Raw genomic sequence first — 17,442 nt, forward strand, 5'->3', positions numbered from 1 at the left:
GGATGAAATGACTGAAAAAATCCCAAAAGTTGATCAAACGTTTCTTAAAGAAAAGCGCCTTCGTCAATTGAAAAAGCGCCGTCGCATTCAATTAGGTGTCGTGTTAGGCTTGATTTTAATTGTCATTATTATTTTAGCCTATATGTATACGCCGATAAGTCTCGTTAAACAGGTGAATGTACACGGCAATCATTATGTTGCAACAGAGCGAATTAAAAAAGACTTAAAGCTTAACAAAGAGACGAGAGTTTATTCGTACGATAGCGGACAAGCTGAAACACGTATTGAAAAACATCCACTCATCAAGGAAGCAAACATTCGGAAAGGATTATTTGATTCGTTAGATATTCAAATTACAGAACATACCATTGTCGGTATTGTTAATGTAAAAGGCAAAGATGTGCCTGTTGTTGAAAATGGACGGATATTGAAGTCTTATAACGAAGCAATTCCGAATGAAGCACCATATCTTCAGGGCTTCAAAGGTACAGAAAAACAAAAACTTGTTGAAGCACTTGAAAAAATGGATCGTACAACACGTGCGCAAATCTCAGAAATTGTTTATGAGCCAAAGAAGAATCAGCCACACTTAATTCGTTTGTATATGCGTGATGGCATTGAAGTGCTCGGTAATACGAAAACAATCGCACAAAAGTTAAAGTATTATCCGAGCATGTCTCAAGCGTTAGATAAGTATGATTCAGGACAGTTAAAACGATCAGGCTATATTGATTTATCAGTAGGTGCCACATTTATCCCATATGACAACGATGAGAAGGATAATGATGATTCAGCAAGTTCACAACAAGTAGTGAACAAAACGCAATTAGAAGATGAAGCGAAAAATGAACTGCAAAAAGCTTTGAATAAGATTAAAGAGCGCGATGAAGATGCGCAATAAGGTCGGGTGTATCACCACTCGATTTGGACGATAGTTGATGAAGTTCAACAATGCAATCTTTCATCTCATTCTGATGATGAGTGTACATATCATTTTATTGTCGCTTATTGCCGGAAAAAAGTTAGATTTTCAATAGGTTTATAGTTCACATTAGTAGAGTGTTATTGTAAACTTATAATAGTGTAAATATGTAAACAACTGTCAGGAGGTGCCTATCTATGGAAGAGCATTATTATGTGAGTGTAGATATCGGCTCATCAAGCGTGAAAGTAATCGTTGGTGAAAAATTTCATAACGGAATTAACGTGATAGGTACAGGGCAAACCTATACGAATGGAATAAAAAATGGCTTGATCGATGATTTTGATATTGCGAAACAAGCGATTAAAGACACAATTAAAAAAGCATCTATTGCTTCAGGCATAGATATTAAAGAAGTATTTTTGAAGTTACCAATTGTAAGAACAGAAGTATACGATGAAACACACACAATGGAATTTCATCAAGATACGGAAATCGAAGGAACACATATTGAAACACTTCTAGAAGCTATTCGCAATAAGAACGATGTTGAAGACACAGAAGTCGTTAACGTATATCCACTTCGCTTTGTAGTTGACGAAACAAATGAAGTGTCAGATCCAAAAGAACTTGTTGCCCGTCATTCTTTACAAGTCGATGCAGGTGTGATCGCCATCAACAAATCTGATCTTATCAACATGATTAAATGTGTTGAGTCAAGTGGCGTAGATGTGTTTGATGTCTATTCTGACGCCTACAATTATCGCTCAATTTTGACACCGACAGAAAGAGAACTCGGTGCATGTGTGATTGATATTGGTGAAGATTTAACACAAATCTCTTACTACGAGCGTGGTGAATTGTTAGATGCAGACGTTGTATTGATGGCAGGACGTCACATTACAGATGACATTGCGCAATTCCTAAATACGACGCACGATTCAGCTGAAAAGATTAAGCAACAATATGGACATGCATTTTACGATTCAGCATCCGACCAAGATGTGTTTACTGTTGAACCGCTCGATTCGGATGAAGTCGCACAGTATACACAGAAAGAGTTAAGTGATGTGATCGAAGCACGTGTTGAAGACATCTTCTTCGCCGTATTCGATATTTTAGAAGCGCTCGACTTGAAGAAGGTTAACGGCGGATTTGTCGTTACAGGTGGCTCAGCCAACTTATTAGGTGTGAAGGAACTTTTACAAGATATGGTAAGTGAGAAGGTACGTATTCATACACCATCTCAAATGGGTGTACGTAAACCAGAATTTTCTTCAGCGATTTCAACAATTTCTAGCAGTATTGCTTTTGACGAGTTATTAGATTATGTTACAATTAGTAATCATGATAACGAGGAAATCGAAGAAGAAGTTATTGAAAATGACGTAAAATCTCACGAAGCAAAACCAAATGGATTTGAATCATTCTTTAAAAGAAAACCGAAAAAGCAAGCATCATCAGATCTAGCTGAAGATGATACAAGTGCTGATACACATGTAGAACATACAGACGCTGAAAACGGTGAACCGAAGCAAGAAGAAAGTAAATTCAAAAAAATTATGAAATCTCTGTTTGATTGATTGGCTACAAAGATTAGGAGGAAAATTAAATGTTAGAATTTGAACAAGGGTTTAATCATTTAGCGACACTTAAAGTTATTGGTGTCGGTGGTGGCGGTAACAACGCTGTAAACCGTATGATCGATCACGGTATGAACAATGTTGAATTTATCGCAATTAATACAGACGGCCAAGCTTTGAACTTATCTAGAGCTGAGTCGAAAATTCAAATCGGTGAAAAATTAACACGTGGATTAGGTGCAGGTGCTAACCCTGAAATCGGTAAAAAAGCTGCAGAAGAATCACGTGAACAAATTGAAGATGCCATTCAAGGTGCTGATATGGTATTCGTTACAGCTGGTATGGGTGGCGGTACTGGTACTGGTGCAGCACCAGTTGTAGCCAAAATCGCAAAAGAAATGGGCGCATTAACAGTAGGTGTTGTGACACGTCCATTCAGCTTTGAAGGTCGTAAACGTCAAACACAAGCAGCTGCAGGTGTAGAATCTATGAAAGCTGCTGTGGATACATTAATCGTAATCCCTAATGACCGTTTATTAGACATCGTTGATAAGTCAACACCAATGATGGAAGCGTTCAAAGAAGCAGACAATGTATTGCGTCAAGGTGTACAAGGTATCTCTGACTTAATCGCTGTATCAGGTGAAGTAAACTTAGACTTTGCAGACGTTAAGACAATCATGTCTAACCAAGGTTCAGCATTAATGGGTATCGGTGTATCTTCTGGTGAAAACCGTGCTGTTGAAGCAGCGAAGAAAGCCATTTCATCACCATTGCTTGAAACATCTATCGTAGGTGCACAAGGTGTGCTGATGAACATTACAGGTGGCGAATCATTGTCATTATTCGAAGCACAAGAAGCGGCTGATATCGTACAAGATGCAGCTGATGAAGATGTGAACATGATCTTCGGTACTGTAATTAACCCAGAGCTACAAGATGAGATTGTTGTGACTGTTATTGCGACTGGTTTTGAAGATAAACCATCTTCACAAGCACGCAAACAAGGTCATTCTGGTTTCGGAGCGAGTGCGACACAAACTCCAGCTAAAGAATCTAACTTTGGTGGTTCAACATCAGTTCAAGATAAAGAAGCTGACACAACACGTTCACACAGCACTGCTGAAGATGATATTCCAAGCTTCATCCGTAACAGAGAAGAACGACGCTCAAGAAGAACACGTCGCTAATCTTTAACGTCAATATAAATATGAGATTGCGAAGAATATTCTTTGGCAATCGATACAGAATTTACGTACGAAAGTGCTAGGGCAAATGTCATTACTTCATTGTCCTAGCATTTCGTTTTTCACGACATCAATGATCAGAAGGGAGTGATATGTATGGAAGCATTTGTTCAACGTGGACATTACTTATCTTATGAACCGGCACTTACACAAGGCATCACGCTTGGGTTTACGACACGTCATGGTGGCGTTAGTCCATATCCAAAAGATGCGTTTAATATGGCACGTTATATAGACGATGCACCAGAGAATATTACACACCATCAAAATGTTTTGGCTGAAGAGATAGGTATTTCTCGTCAACAGTGGGTCTTTCCAATTCAAACACACGGTCATACAGTTGTTGAAATTACAGCGGCTGACCAAGGTAAAAATATTCATGAATTGTCAGATGATGTACTGTATGGTGTCGATGGTATGTATACCTTTGATACAGATACAGTATTAACAATGTGCTATGCCGATTGTGTTCCTATTTACTTTTACAGTCCCAAACATCATTTTATCGGACTTGTGCATGCAGGTTGGCGTGGTACAGTTCAGCAAATTGTTTATGAATTGATAAAACAGTTTTCATATGATGCGAGAGACTTACATGTTGTCATTGGACCAGCTACATCAAATTCTTATGAGATTAATGATGATATCCTGTCAAAGTTCAAACAACTTCCAATAGATGTCACACCGATGATCGATACACGTGATGACGATAGACATGGGATTGACTTGAAGCATATTAACAAACAACTGTGTATGTATTATGGGGTATCTGAATCCAATATTTATTGTACAGAGCATGCGACATCAGAGGAGTTAGATCGGTTTTTCTCATATCGTATTGAAAAAGGAAATACCGGACGCATGCTTGCCTTCATATCACAATCTAGCGAAGGGGCGATGAATCAAAATGTCAGTTAAAGAGAACTTTAATGAAATTGAAAACACATTGAAACAACATATTTCACATGATGGTGACGGCACATTGCCAAACGTGATTGCCGTTACAAAATATGTTACAATAGAGCGAGCTCAAGAAGCTTATGATGCAGGGCTACGTCACTTTGGTGAGAATCGTCTGGAAGGTTTTTTAGAGAAAAAGGCGGCATTACCAGATGATGTAACGATGCATTTTATCGGTTCATTACAATCACGAAAAGTAAAAGATGTCATCAATGAGATCGATTACTTACATGCGTTAGACCGAAAAAGTTTAGCGAAAGAAATCAATAAACGCGCGGAACATGAAATTAAATGCTTTGTACAAGTTAACGTATCAGGTGAGGCATCAAAACACGGTGTCAGCCTCGACGAAGTCTTGCCGTTTATTGAGATGCTGGAGACGTATGAACACATCCGTGTTGTAGGGTTAATGACGATGGCACCTTATACGGATGATGAAGCATATTTGAAGTCAATATTTAAACAACTTAAACATAAACGTGATGAGATCCAAGCACAACATTTATCTCATGCCCCATGTACAGAACTGTCTATGGGAATGAGTAATGATTATGCTCTTGCAACAGAAGAAGGCGCAACATTTGTTAGGATCGGCACGCGTCTAGTAGGAAAAGAGGAGTGAACTCATGGCAATTAAAGATTTGTTCAACGGTTTTTTTACAATTGAAGAAGAAGAGGATACGTTTGTAGAAGAACAAGAAGCACGTCAACAACAGCGTAAAGCGTCTGAGACGGCACAAGCGTCGAAGCCAGCACATGAACGTCCACGTGCGATTCAATCAGTGCCTAAAAAGCAACCAACACGTATCAAAACACCGAAGAACGAACGTTTACATCAAGTGCCGCAGCAATCGAATAATCAAGGACAGGGGAACGTGGTAAGTATGAATCAGTCTCAAGAAGTGGAACAAAATGGTAGCTCGAAAATGTGCTTGTTTGAGCCACGTGTGTTTTCTGACACGCAAGACATTGCAGACGAACTTAAAAATCGTCGTGCCACTTTAGTAAACTTGCAACGTATTGATCAAGTGTCTGCGAAGCGTATTATCGACTTCCTTAGCGGGACTGTTTATGCGATTGGTGGCGATATTCAACGCGTAGGTGCGGATATTTTCTTATGTACACCTGACAATGTAGAAGTTGCTGGTAGTATTACGGATCAAATCGAATCAATGGAGACGCAATACGAATAAGGAGATAAACATGAGTGTAGAATTATTACAAACGATCGTACAATTCATTCTATTTGTTGTACGTATATACTCAATCGGGATGATTATTTATATTTTCATGTCATGGATACCTGGTGCAAGGGAAAGTATTGTCGGACAATATATGGCAAAATTATATGAGCCATACTTAGGAATCTTCCGTCGTTTTATTCCGCCATTAGGAGGCATGCTTGATCTATCACCGGTTGTCGCTTTTATCGTCTTGAATTTATTTTCTCGCGGTATCATTGCGATATATTATTTTATTATCAATCAATTTTATTAATATAACAGTAATGTTATATTAAGATGAATATTTGTCTAAATATTTTCGTAAAGTTGCTTAAACGATTGATCCCGTACTAGGACACTTTGTCTTATTACGGGATTTTTCACATAACGTATGACGATAACATCATGTTGAATAAGGAGTGTCTAAAATCGATATATATCAACATTTTAGGGTGGAAGAACGTCCGATTATTGATAATTTGTTAGATAAAGTACGTACTGCATCACAACAATATGCCCCTGTTCTAACATATTTTTTAGATCCAAGAAGTCAATATATTTTAGAAGTGATTGTGGGGAGTTTTCCAGAGATGAATGTTCACTTCAATGGAGGACAAAATGCAGAACGTTGTCGTGCAGTTATTGCGCCTGACTACTATGTTCCACAAGAAGCGGATTTTGAACTGACAGTGATTGAAGTAGATTATCCTGAAAAGTTTGTGACACTCGAACACCGTCATATATTAGGGACAATCATGTCACTTGGAATTGAGCGAGAACAAGTAGGAGATATTATTGTAGGAGATCGAATTCAGTTTGTTTTGACAAATCAGCTAGAATCTTATATTATGATGGAATTAAGAAAGATTAAAGGGGCAACAGTTAAACTTCATATCGTTTCCTTGCAAGATATGGTACAATCTAAAGCATACTGGCAAACAGTAGATGCGACTGTAAGCGCACTGCGTCTTGATGTTGTATTGAAAGAAATGATACATAAATCTCGGTCGATTGCAAAAGAACTGATACAGCGTAAACGTGTAAAAGTGAACCACACTGTGATTGAAGCAGTTGATTATCAATTGGAACAAGGTGACTTATTATCCATACAAGGTTTTGGGAGAGCACGTATTACCGCAGTTGGTGATCGTACAAAAAAAGATAAATTGAGAATAACCTATCAAACATTATTTAAATAGTGTATGATGGAGGAGGACACTTATCATGGCTTATACACCAAGTGAAATTAAAAATAAATCATTCACACGAATTAAAAATGGTTTTGAACCGACAGAAGTCGAATCATATTTGAGTGAATTATCTCGTGAAATTGAACGCTTAAAAGAAGACAAAAAGCAATTGGAGCAGTTTTTAGCTGAGCGTGATTCACACATTCAATCATTCAAAGAAGTTGAAAAGTCAGTCGGGGAAGCACTTGTGAGTGCACAGCGTGCTGCAGATGAAACAAAAGCCGCTGCACAAAAAGAACAAGAAGCAATCATTGCCAAAGCACAAGCTGAGGGTGACCGTATTGTGAATGATAGCCTTGAAAAGGCACGTCGTATTTCATTCCAAACAGAAGATATGAAGCGTCAATCAAAAGTCTTTCGTTCACGATTCAAGATGCTTGTTGAAGCGCAGTTAGATTTGTTAAAAAATGATGATTGGGATTACTTACTCAATTATGATTTGGATGCACAACAAGTCACTGAGGAAAACTTTGCACATTTAAGTGAACAAGATATTACGGAAGCTGACAAAGAAAAAAGTTCAGAATCCAAAGAACAAAAAGAACAAAAAGAACAAAAAGAGACAGACAAGCAAGAGAAATAAGTCATGATGACAGCGAGCTAGGGTTGGTGGGAGCCTAGTAGAGGACCTTTTCTTGTATCACTGGCTTTTAAGATGAATATATATTTACGAGAGAACTCTAAGCTGAGTTAATCAGGGTGGTACCGCGGTATAGCCGTCCCTGTTATTGAGCTTAGAGTTCTTTCTAGTTAAAGGAGTGTATAGAATATGGAGTACAAGGATACATTATTAATGCCAAAAACAAAATTTCCAATGCGTGGGGGATTACCGAACAAAGAACCTCAAATTCAGGAAAAGTGGCGTGAGCAAGATTTATACAACAAGCTTTTAGCAAAAAATGAAGGGAAACCACACTTCATTTTGCATGATGGCCCACCTTATGCGAATGGTAACTTACATATGGGACATGCGCTAAACAAAATTTTAAAAGACTTTATCGTACGTTATAAAACGATGCAAGGTTTTTACACACCGTATGTACCAGGTTGGGATACACATGGCTTACCGATTGAACAAGCATTGACGAAAAAGGGCGTCAAGCGTAAAGAAATGTCAACAGCTGAGTTCCGTAAAATGTGTGAAGCTTTTGCGATGGAACAAATCGAAAATCAAAAAGCAGACTTCCGACGTTTAGGTGTAAATGGAGACTTTGATAATCCATACATCACGTTGAAACCAGAATATGAAGCCGCACAAATCCGTGTGTTTGGTGAGATGGCTGATCGTGGCTTAATCTACAAAGGTAAAAAGCCTGTTTACTGGTCACCATCAAGTGAATCATCACTTGCAGAAGCGGAAATCGAATACCACGATAAACAATCAGCGTCTATTTACGTTGCATTCGATATCAAAGATGCAAAAGGCGTTGTAGATGAAGATGCGAAGTTCATTATTTGGACAACAACACCATGGACATTACCAGCAAACGTTGCTATCAGTGTGCATCCAGAGTTAACCTATGTACAAATGAATGTGGAAGGCACAAAATATATTGTTGCTGAAGCATTATTAGATGAAGTTGCAGAACAACTTGGCTGGGATAAGGAAACAATTGTGCGTGAAAAAGAAGTCAAAGGTTCAGAACTTGAATATGTAGAAGCACAACATCCATTCATCGATCGTGTTTCATTAGTGATCAATGGTGAACATGTTACAACAGATGCAGGTACAGGTTGTGTACATACAGCACCTGGACACGGGGAAGATGACTATATCGTGGGTCAAAAATACGACTTAGAAGTGATTAGCCCAGTTGACGCGAAAGGTGTATTCACTGAAGAAGCGGGTCAATTCGAAGGTATGTTCTATGATAAAGCAAACAAAGCAATTACTGAGTTATTAACTGAGAAAGGTTCGTTATTAAAACTAGACTTCATCACGCATAGTTACCCACATGACTGGCGTACGAAAAAACCAGTTATTTTCAGAGCAACACCACAATGGTTTGCTTCAATTTCAAAAGTTCGTCAAGATATCCTTGATGCGATCGATCAAACAAAATTCAAGGTCGATTGGGGTAAAACACGTATCTACAACATGATCCGTGATCGTGGCGAATGGGTAATCTCACGTCAACGTGTTTGGGGTGTACCACTTCCAGTATTCTACGCTGAAAATGGTGACATCATCATGACGAAAGAAACAGTCTATCACGTAGCAGATTTATTTGAAGAACATGGATCAAATATTTGGTTCGAACGTGAAGCAAAAGACTTATTACCAGAAGGATTCACACATCCTGGTAGCCCGAACGGTATCTTCACAAAAGAAGAAGACATCATGGATGTATGGTTCGACTCAGGTTCTTCACATCGTGGTGTATTAGAAACACGACCAGAGTTAAGCTTCCCGGCAGATATGTACCTAGAAGGTAGTGACCAATATCGTGGTTGGTTCAACTCATCAATCACAACTTCTGTTGCGACACGTAACGTTTCACCATACAAAATGTTATTATCACATGGTTTCGTAATGGACGGCGAAGGTAAAAAAATGAGTAAATCACTCGGTAACGTTATCGTTCCGGATACAGTTGTGAAACAGAAAGGTGCAGACATTGCACGTTTATGGGTGAGTTCAGTAGATTACCTTGCTGACGTTCGTATCTCTGAAGAAATCTTAAAGCAAGTTGCAGATGTATACCGTAAAATCCGTAATACGTTACGTTTCTTACTTGGTAACGTTAGTGACTATAATCCTGAAACAGATAAAGTGGCTGAAAGTGACTTATTAGAAGTTGATCGTTACATCTTAAACCGTCTACGTGAGTTCACAAACAGTACTTTAGAACACTTTGATAACTACGATTATTTAGATATCTACCAAGAAATCCAAAACTTCATCAACGTGGAATTAAGTAACTTCTACTTAGACTATGGTAAAGATATCCTATATATCGAAGCACAATCAGCACACAAACGTCGCAGTATGCAAACGGTGTTATACGAAATCTTAGTCAATATGACAAAATTATTAGCACCAATCATTCCACATACAGCTGACGAAGTATGGTCACACATCGAACAAGAAACAGTAGAAAGTGTTCATTTGACAGATATGCCAAAAGCAGAAGAAGTAGACCAAGCTTTATTAGACAAATGGTCACAATTCATGGCATTACGTGACGATGTAAACCGTGCATTAGAAGCAGCACGTAATGAAAAAGTTATCGGTAAATCATTAGAAGCAAAAGTACGAATCGGTAACAGCGAATCATTCGATACAGTCGAATTCTTAAAAGACTTCAGTGACTTGAATCAGTTGTTCATCGTTTCTCAAGTTGAAGTTGTTGATGCTCCGACAGGTCAAGCATATCAACATGCAACAGTTGAAATTGCAAAAGCAGACGGTGAAAAATGTGAACGTTGCTGGAATTACAGCGATAGCTTAGGTACAGTAGGCGAGTTAACAAACTTATGTCCACGCTGTCAACAAGTTGTAAAAACACTTGGCTAAGAAATATTAGCATTAAAGATTAATAAGCGAGCCACCTTTTAAACAAAGTATTGTTTAAAGGGTGGCTCCTTTTTAGGATTCATAGAATTATTTTCGCCTATCATTTTCTATGGCATAAAAATTGGCAATGTATTGTGTTAATAACATCTATGAATGAATATTTACACATAAAATAATTTAGTATATTATCTTTGTAAACACATATAGATCGGCTATTAATACAAAATATTGGAGTTACACGATAGGGAGTTAATCAATAAAATTTTGAATTAGAAAAACAATTTGTTAAAAAGTAATAAAATCCGATAGAAAGGGGAAATAGATGATCACTTTAACCAAACATGTAGAAAAAAAACATGTACATTTTATTAATCGAATAGATGACTATATCAAGTGGCTCAATCGTCATCGTCAGTTCAAAAAAACAATAGAAATAATTGTTCATGACCATCCTATTCTGTCATACGGTTATTTATATGATTGTCATGTAGATATGAAAGATAGAAAAATTTATTATTCTTTATATGATATAGAACGAGATATAAAAATGAAAAAAAAGTTAGGGCAGGATGTATTCAAATCAATTATTTTTGATGTACTAGGAGACTTAGCTTTACAAATTAGTAAGTTTTATGTGATGGATCAAGAAGATTGTGATGCTCAAGAATACATTCGTCAGTATTCACAATATGAAAAAAGAATGTATCAAGAAAAAGAAGCAATGTTTCATCAATATATCTTTATGATACCTATGTATCAAAGACACTTAAAACATGGGTTGAAAATTAAGTATAAAAAAGACCTTCCTAAGAGAATTTTTAAAGTGATGCAATTGTTTGAAACATTTTGCACCAACAATTGAAGTTCCCAATTCGTTTGACAGTTACATTCACAAAGAAAACTTTAAAAAATTGTGATGGCTATATAGAATTACCAAATCGTTTAACAATGTACCCTAAAATAAAAATATCATTACAAGACTATCAACGCATAAAGAAATCACAAGGAATTTATGCTGCTGTGTTAAATTAAATATATTGGAAATTTTAGCCCATGAAATAGACACTACCATGAATATATTAATGGTATGTGGTTTGAAGATGAAGTTCAAAGCGAGAATTATGCGAATCGCTTTGCTCAACACATATTACAATTATTTATTGATGACTTTTACGCCCAAATTTTTGAAGAAAAGTAAAAATAGTAACCTTAAATACATGAAATAATATTGAATTGAGACAGATAAGTGGATGTAAAAAAACACTTATCTGTCTTTTTTTATGGGCTTTATACGTATCTTTAACCATTTAAATATAATTTTACACTAAAATTACGTGAGGTATGGCAATAAATATCAGAAATTCAGATTTGTATATTGAAATGATAAAAATTCTTCAATAACCTAGTAATCATAAATCTTGATATCATTTGAAACTAAATTTATAATGATATACAATACTTTCAGAAAGTTCTTTCTTTACAGACAATTGTCGTATTAAACTCTGAAAGGAAGATTTTTATGAAAAAATCAATTCTTTTATCTTCACTCTTAGCACTTGGCATTTCAGGACTTGGTAGCATTGCAAATGCAGATGAAGGAAGTAGCAATGGTGGTTCAGAAAATGTAGACAACTATAACGGTTTAGTTCGCTCAGAAATTTTAGATCAACCTTCAAACCAAGACAGCACAGTTTTCAAGTATATTGCGGCTGGACCGGTGAATGGTGGTTATTGGATTCGTGGCACTAATAGCGCGTATGTCATTTCCAGATATAAACATTATAAAAAAGAGGCAAGAGCATCTGTTGTTAATGGTAAAGGAGGCTATAATGGTACTCCTTGGCATAAACCAGGTTCTTTAGCAACTGCAAAACTAAAGAAAACAAAACATGGCAACAAAGCATATTATGATCATAAATAAAGGAAAAAACAATTTGAAATTGTAATGAGTAATTAACAGGTTAGATGTAATGAATAGAAAGCATATTTAGTATCGCTTTCTATTCATACATCTACATAAAAATGGTGTATCTGATAGATTTGAGGTGGATTGTATGAAAAAAATCATTTTATTTTTATGTGTGGCAATTTCATTGACATTGAGTTTGATAGTGATAGATTCGGCTAAATCGAATGCTTTTTATAATCATATTGAGAAAGACACTAAAAAGATTAACTTTTATTTTGATACTGTCCCTAAAAAACATGCTAAAGATGCATGGTCATATTTTACATATTTATCAAAGAAATATAATGTCGAAATAACAAAAGTTACATATGTTAATGATTATAAAATATTGATTAATACAACAGATCATCAATTAAGACAAGAAGCAGGCAAAAATAAAAATTTAAAACTTTTTGATAGTGAATTACAGATTAAAGTTTTCCCTTTAAATAAAACGAATCTTACCGAAGAAGGAATATATTATTTAAAAGGGAATGAGGATGGTGTTCGACAAGTAAATACACTCATAAATCAAAATGTAGGATCGACATATATTATGGATCATTCATTTTTTGATAGCTTGTCCTTAGACTTCTTTAGTACTTTTTTAACAGTGTTTTTAATCGTGCTATTATTCGCTGTACTGTTGCATGATTTATTAAATCAAAAAGAACAATTAAAGATTCTTTATGATTTAGGATACCGAAAATCTCAAATTGTAAAATTTATAATTCATGGCTTATCTAAATATATATGGATATATATAGTATCCAGTATGATTTTGGCACTATTAAGTTATATTATGATATACAAAGATACCTACATTCATATTGCATTATTTATTGTTATATTGATAGAAGTGTTATTAATTGTATTGTTGTCTATTTTTATCACAGTAATTGTTCATTTTTTTGTGATTCATTACGCTAGAAACAGCCATAGTTTCAGTAAATATGTATTGATAACCATGTATATGATGATTTCAGTAATTGCGATTGTTTTGGTCACAATGTCAACATTGCAGATTATTTCTAACTACAAAGACTATCAAAAACAAATAGTTTCTTTAAAACATTGGGACATTACACAAAATATCTATACAACAAATATGTATGAAGTAGGGCAAGTTAAAAATCGAAGTATAGATAAAGCTATCAGTGTTAAAACTAAGAACTATTTTTTAAGCTCAGATAGCCAAGGGTTCATTGTCGATATTGAAAATTTTTATTTTGATGGTAATTACTTTTTATATCAATTGAATGCAAAAGAGAATGCTGATATTGAATCCAATGGTAAAACTATTGTTATTGATATGCATTATTTAAAAAGACATCCTATTAAAACGAATCAAGGTGATAATGTTATGCGATATATGCAGAAAGAAGACAAAACATTAAATATACTTGTTCCTATTAAATTAAAGCGGTATGAACAAAAAATTAAAACAAACTTTAGGGAATATTTTACATTCAAAAAAAATATTGAACATAGGCGTAAAGGCATAGATCCATCATTAAATATCAACATTATATGGGTAAAAAATGATACAGATTACTTTACGTATAATGCTGAAATTGGTGGGGCTAAGAATACAGTTGTTGCACCAATTGCTGTGATTGAAACAGGAAATTTAGATCCATTAGATTATGAGCATTATTATTCAAATGACTATTATTTTAAAAGTTATTTAGATAATCCGTATGAAACAATCCATGAAGGTTTGAAAAAACATAAACTTGATGGTGTGATTAGAAGCGTAACTTCTGTTTACGACACGAAAGTAGATATTGTAAAAGAGTTGCAGAAGGAAATATACAAATACACAGGACTAGCTTTGTTAACAAGTATTACCTTCATACTTACGACATTGACTTTTATTCAAATCTACTTCAAGTCATTCCAATTTTTAATTTTTCTCAAACGAACTTTGGGGTATAGCTACTGGTCGATTCATAAGTGGATGATACTTTTTATTGTATCTTTACATGTGTTCATGGGAGTTCTTTTGTTGCCGAGTCATAATATCATTGCGATTTCCGTCTTTTGGGCAATCACTATGATTGAATTGTTATCTGTCGTGTACACATTTATGAAGTTAAACCGTGAAAATGTCAATCTCGTATTGAAGGGGAAGAAAGATGATTAAGTTACAAAATATTAATAAGTCGTTCGGTCACAAGCGCATTTTTGAAAATTTTGATTTAACAATTCAACAAGGCGACTTTGTTGTTATACATGGTGCCAGTGGAAAAGGAAAGTCAACGTTATTGAATATTATTGGCTTATTGGAAAATCCTGATTCAGGTACAATTACGTTTAAAGATAAAGTGATACAAAAAGAGAAAGATAAGTTACCCTTTAAACGTGATGATATCGCTTATGTGTATCAACACTATGGCCTGTTAGAAAATGAATCTGTGTTGAAGAATTTAACGTTGCCTTTGAATGTGCATAAAAAAGATCAAGCACGTATCGAAGAAGTGATGACACGTGTAGGATTAGCAAACTTACCACTCAATACAAAAGTTTATACGTGTAGTGGTGGGGAGCAACAGCGCATTGCTATTGCACGTGCAATTTTAAAAAATCCGAGTGTTATTATCGCTGACGAGCCGACAGGTAATTTAGATGACCGCAACAGCGATACCGTGATTGAGATATTTAAAGCATTGAATGCATCAGGTGTTACGGTTGTATTAGCGACACATGAGCCTATGTATTTTGATATTGGTAGTAAAGAAATTGATTTAGATGCCATTATAATTTGAATTGATGACAAGGCGAAATGGATGAGATTATGAGAAAAGGATGTTTTTCATTTATTGTTTTGTTACTAGTAATCATCTATATCGCTTATATTATGTTCCATGATACACCGCAATATGCAGTTCATGGAGGATGTGAAATTGTCGATGATATGGATGGAAGTATTTATGTGCAGAAACCTAATAATTCGCTGGATATGATACATTTACCTGAGAATACGGATGATTCGTGGTTAAGTCAAATTAGAGACAAAATTGTAGATTACACGTATCAAAAGCATAAAAAGCGTCATCCACATACATTAATTCCAAGACAACATCGTATTCATTGTGAATCACAAAGAAAGTAAAAATATCTGATTGTATGTTTTCAGATGCATGTTTCTATATGATAAGTACCTTTCTGACGTTTCAAATGGTATAATGTAGCAATGAATCCATATAGAAAGGATTAATTTGGATGAAACGACAATATTATATCGGGTTATCACTTATCATATTTTTCATCGTAGTCATTGCAGATCAATTAACGAAGTGGGTCATTGCGACACAGATGACGATTGGTGAATCGTTCAATGTCATTCCGCACTTCCTAAATATTACATCACATCGTAATGATGGTGCAGCATGGGGTATTTTAAGTGGACAAATGTTTTTTTTCTACTTGATTACGATTGTGATTATCATTGCATTGATTATTTTTTATATCAAAGAAGCTCAGAATCATATGACGATGCAAGTTGCGATTACATTGCTTCTTGCTGGAGCAATGGGGAATTTTATAGATCGTGTATTAAATGGAGAAGTTGTTGACTTTGTCGATACCGTTATTTTTGGCTATGATTTTCCAATTTTTAACATTGCAGATGCAAGTTTAACAATTGGCGTAGCGATTCTTGTTATTCTCCTATTAACAGATAAAACAAACGATAAGAGAAAGGTGTAATTTATGGAACAACATCAATTTACAATAGAAGATGCAGCACATCATCTACAACGTATAGATAAGGTTTTACCCGGATTCAATAGTGAATGGTCACGCAGTCAGATTCAAGATTGGATCAAAGAAGGCTTGGTTGCAGTGAATGGCAAACCAGTCAAATCAAACTATAAATTAAAGTTAGATGACCAAGTGGTTGTCACAGAAAAAGAAGTTATCGAAGCAGATATTCAACCAGAAAATCTAAACTTAGATATCTACTATGAAGATGAAGATGTTGCCATCGTATATAAACCAAAAGGTATGGTGGTACACCCATCAGCAGGGCACTACTCAGGAACACTTGTAAATGGCTTGATGTATCAAATTAAAGACTTGTCAGGGATCAACGGTGAGATTCGACCAGGTATTGTTCATCGTATTGATAAAGATACGTCAGGTTTACTGATGATTGCGAAAAACGATGTCGCACACCGTGCACTCGTAGAACAATTAATGGCAAAAACAGTCACACGAAAGTATACTGCACTTGTACACGGGCATATTCCGCATGAATTCGGTACAATCGATGCGCCAATTGGACGCAATAAAAATGATCGCCAATCAATGGCTGTTGAAGATGATGGTAAACCAGCTGTAACGCACTTCAATGTTTTGGAAAACTTTAAAAACCATACGTTGGTATCTTGCCAATTAGAAACAGGTCGTACACACCAAATTCGTGTACATATGAAGTATATTGGCTATCCATTAGTGGGTGATCCGAAATATGGTCCGAAGAAAACACCGGATATTGGTGGACAAGCACTTCATGCAGGTGTGATTGGTTTTGAACATCCACGTACGGGCGAATACATTGAACGTACAGCACCATTACCTGAGTCATTTGAATCCGTGATTGAACAAGCACGACGTGAAGAAATATAGTGTAATGATGAGGTCAGAATGAGATTTAATTCTGCATGTACAATTATGATTCATAGCAGGTACTTAAATTTTTTTGACAAGTACGTAAAAAAAAGGTAAGATATTATCAACACAACGAACAAAACGATATCGTCTTTAATAGGGAGTCCAGAGAGGCTCA

17 protein-coding genes are annotated in these 17,442 nt (G+C 35.6%); all 17 read left to right on the plus strand.

The window, feature by feature from the left end:
* Positions 1-7: 7 nt before the first annotated feature.
* The 17 genes from MUA51_RS04140 (at position 8) to MUA51_RS04220 (ending at position 17,282) form a co-directional block, all read left to right on the plus strand.
* Positions 8-901: a cell division protein FtsQ/DivIB gene (locus MUA51_RS04140; protein ID WP_262560599.1), complete on the plus strand. Its 894-nt coding sequence runs from the start codon at positions 8-10 to the stop codon at positions 899-901.
* A gap of 218 nt (positions 902-1,119) precedes the next feature.
* The gene (ftsA, locus tag MUA51_RS04145) at positions 1,120-2,505 is read left to right on the plus strand and encodes a cell division protein FtsA (protein WP_262560600.1); all 1,386 of its coding nucleotides are present in this window, start codon (positions 1,120-1,122) and stop codon (positions 2,503-2,505) included.
* Positions 2,506-2,534: 29 nt separating this feature from the next.
* A complete protein-coding gene (gene ftsZ / locus MUA51_RS04150) occupies positions 2,535-3,695 on the plus strand; it encodes a cell division protein FtsZ (RefSeq protein ID WP_262560601.1) in 1,161 nt (386 codons plus the stop codon).
* Between the two features lie 153 nt (positions 3,696-3,848).
* On the plus strand, positions 3,849-4,670 hold the full coding sequence (gene pgeF / locus MUA51_RS04155) for a peptidoglycan editing factor PgeF (RefSeq protein WP_262560602.1): 822 nt from the start codon (positions 3,849-3,851) through the stop codon (positions 4,668-4,670).
* Entirely contained in the window at positions 4,660-5,334 is a 675-nt protein-coding gene (locus MUA51_RS04160; protein WP_262560603.1) for a YggS family pyridoxal phosphate-dependent enzyme, read from the plus strand. Before pgeF ends, MUA51_RS04160 begins: the two co-directional genes overlap by 11 nt.
* A gap of 4 nt (positions 5,335-5,338) precedes the next feature.
* Positions 5,339-5,905 (plus strand): cell division protein SepF, encoded by a 567-nt coding sequence (locus tag MUA51_RS04165; protein WP_262560604.1) that lies wholly within the window; start codon positions 5,339-5,341, stop codon positions 5,903-5,905.
* A gap of 10 nt (positions 5,906-5,915) precedes the next feature.
* Complete coding sequence (locus tag MUA51_RS04170; protein ID WP_262560605.1) at positions 5,916-6,209, plus strand: YggT family protein; 294 nt, start codon at positions 5,916-5,918, stop codon at positions 6,207-6,209.
* Positions 6,210-6,363: 154 nt separating this feature from the next.
* Entirely contained in the window at positions 6,364-7,134 is a 771-nt protein-coding gene (locus tag MUA51_RS04175) for a YlmH family RNA-binding protein (RefSeq protein ID WP_262560870.1), read from the plus strand.
* 25 nt (positions 7,135-7,159) lie between these two features.
* The gene (locus MUA51_RS04180; RefSeq protein WP_262560606.1) at positions 7,160-7,768 is read left to right on the plus strand and encodes a DivIVA domain-containing protein; all 609 of its coding nucleotides are present in this window, start codon (positions 7,160-7,162) and stop codon (positions 7,766-7,768) included.
* A gap of 186 nt (positions 7,769-7,954) precedes the next feature.
* Positions 7,955-10,702 carry an isoleucine--tRNA ligase gene (gene ileS / locus MUA51_RS04185; RefSeq protein ID WP_262560607.1) on the plus strand — a complete coding sequence of 916 codons (2,748 nt, stop codon included), beginning with the start codon at positions 7,955-7,957 and terminating at the stop codon, positions 10,700-10,702.
* Positions 10,703-11,024: 322 nt separating this feature from the next.
* Positions 11,025-11,564, plus strand: coding sequence for a hypothetical protein (locus tag MUA51_RS04190; RefSeq protein WP_262560608.1), 540 nt, complete (start codon positions 11,025-11,027; stop codon positions 11,562-11,564).
* Positions 11,565-12,221: 657 nt separating this feature from the next.
* Complete coding sequence (locus MUA51_RS04195; protein WP_262560609.1) at positions 12,222-12,623, plus strand: lactococcin 972 family bacteriocin; 402 nt, start codon at positions 12,222-12,224, stop codon at positions 12,621-12,623.
* A 133-nt stretch (positions 12,624-12,756) separates the two neighbouring features.
* Entirely contained in the window at positions 12,757-14,796 is a 2,040-nt protein-coding gene (locus MUA51_RS04200; protein ID WP_262560610.1) for a DUF1430 domain-containing protein, read from the plus strand.
* On the plus strand, positions 14,789-15,418 hold the full coding sequence (locus tag MUA51_RS04205) for an ABC transporter ATP-binding protein (protein WP_262560611.1): 630 nt from the start codon (positions 14,789-14,791) through the stop codon (positions 15,416-15,418). Before MUA51_RS04200 ends, MUA51_RS04205 begins: the two co-directional genes overlap by 8 nt.
* A 29-nt stretch (positions 15,419-15,447) precedes the next feature.
* The gene (locus tag MUA51_RS04210) at positions 15,448-15,765 is read left to right on the plus strand and encodes a hypothetical protein (RefSeq protein ID WP_262560612.1); all 318 of its coding nucleotides are present in this window, start codon (positions 15,448-15,450) and stop codon (positions 15,763-15,765) included.
* 110 nt (positions 15,766-15,875) lie between these two features.
* A complete protein-coding gene (gene lspA, locus MUA51_RS04215) occupies positions 15,876-16,361 on the plus strand; it encodes a signal peptidase II (protein WP_262560613.1) in 486 nt (161 codons plus the stop codon).
* 3 nt (positions 16,362-16,364) lie between these two features.
* Positions 16,365-17,282: an RluA family pseudouridine synthase gene (locus tag MUA51_RS04220; protein WP_262560614.1), complete on the plus strand. Its 918-nt coding sequence runs from the start codon at positions 16,365-16,367 to the stop codon at positions 17,280-17,282.
* Positions 17,283-17,442 lie beyond the last annotated feature (160 nt).

Origin of the sequence: Staphylococcus sp. IVB6214, from assembly GCF_025558585.1 — a bacterium.
Classification (GTDB): Bacteria; Bacillota; Bacilli; order Staphylococcales; family Staphylococcaceae; genus Staphylococcus.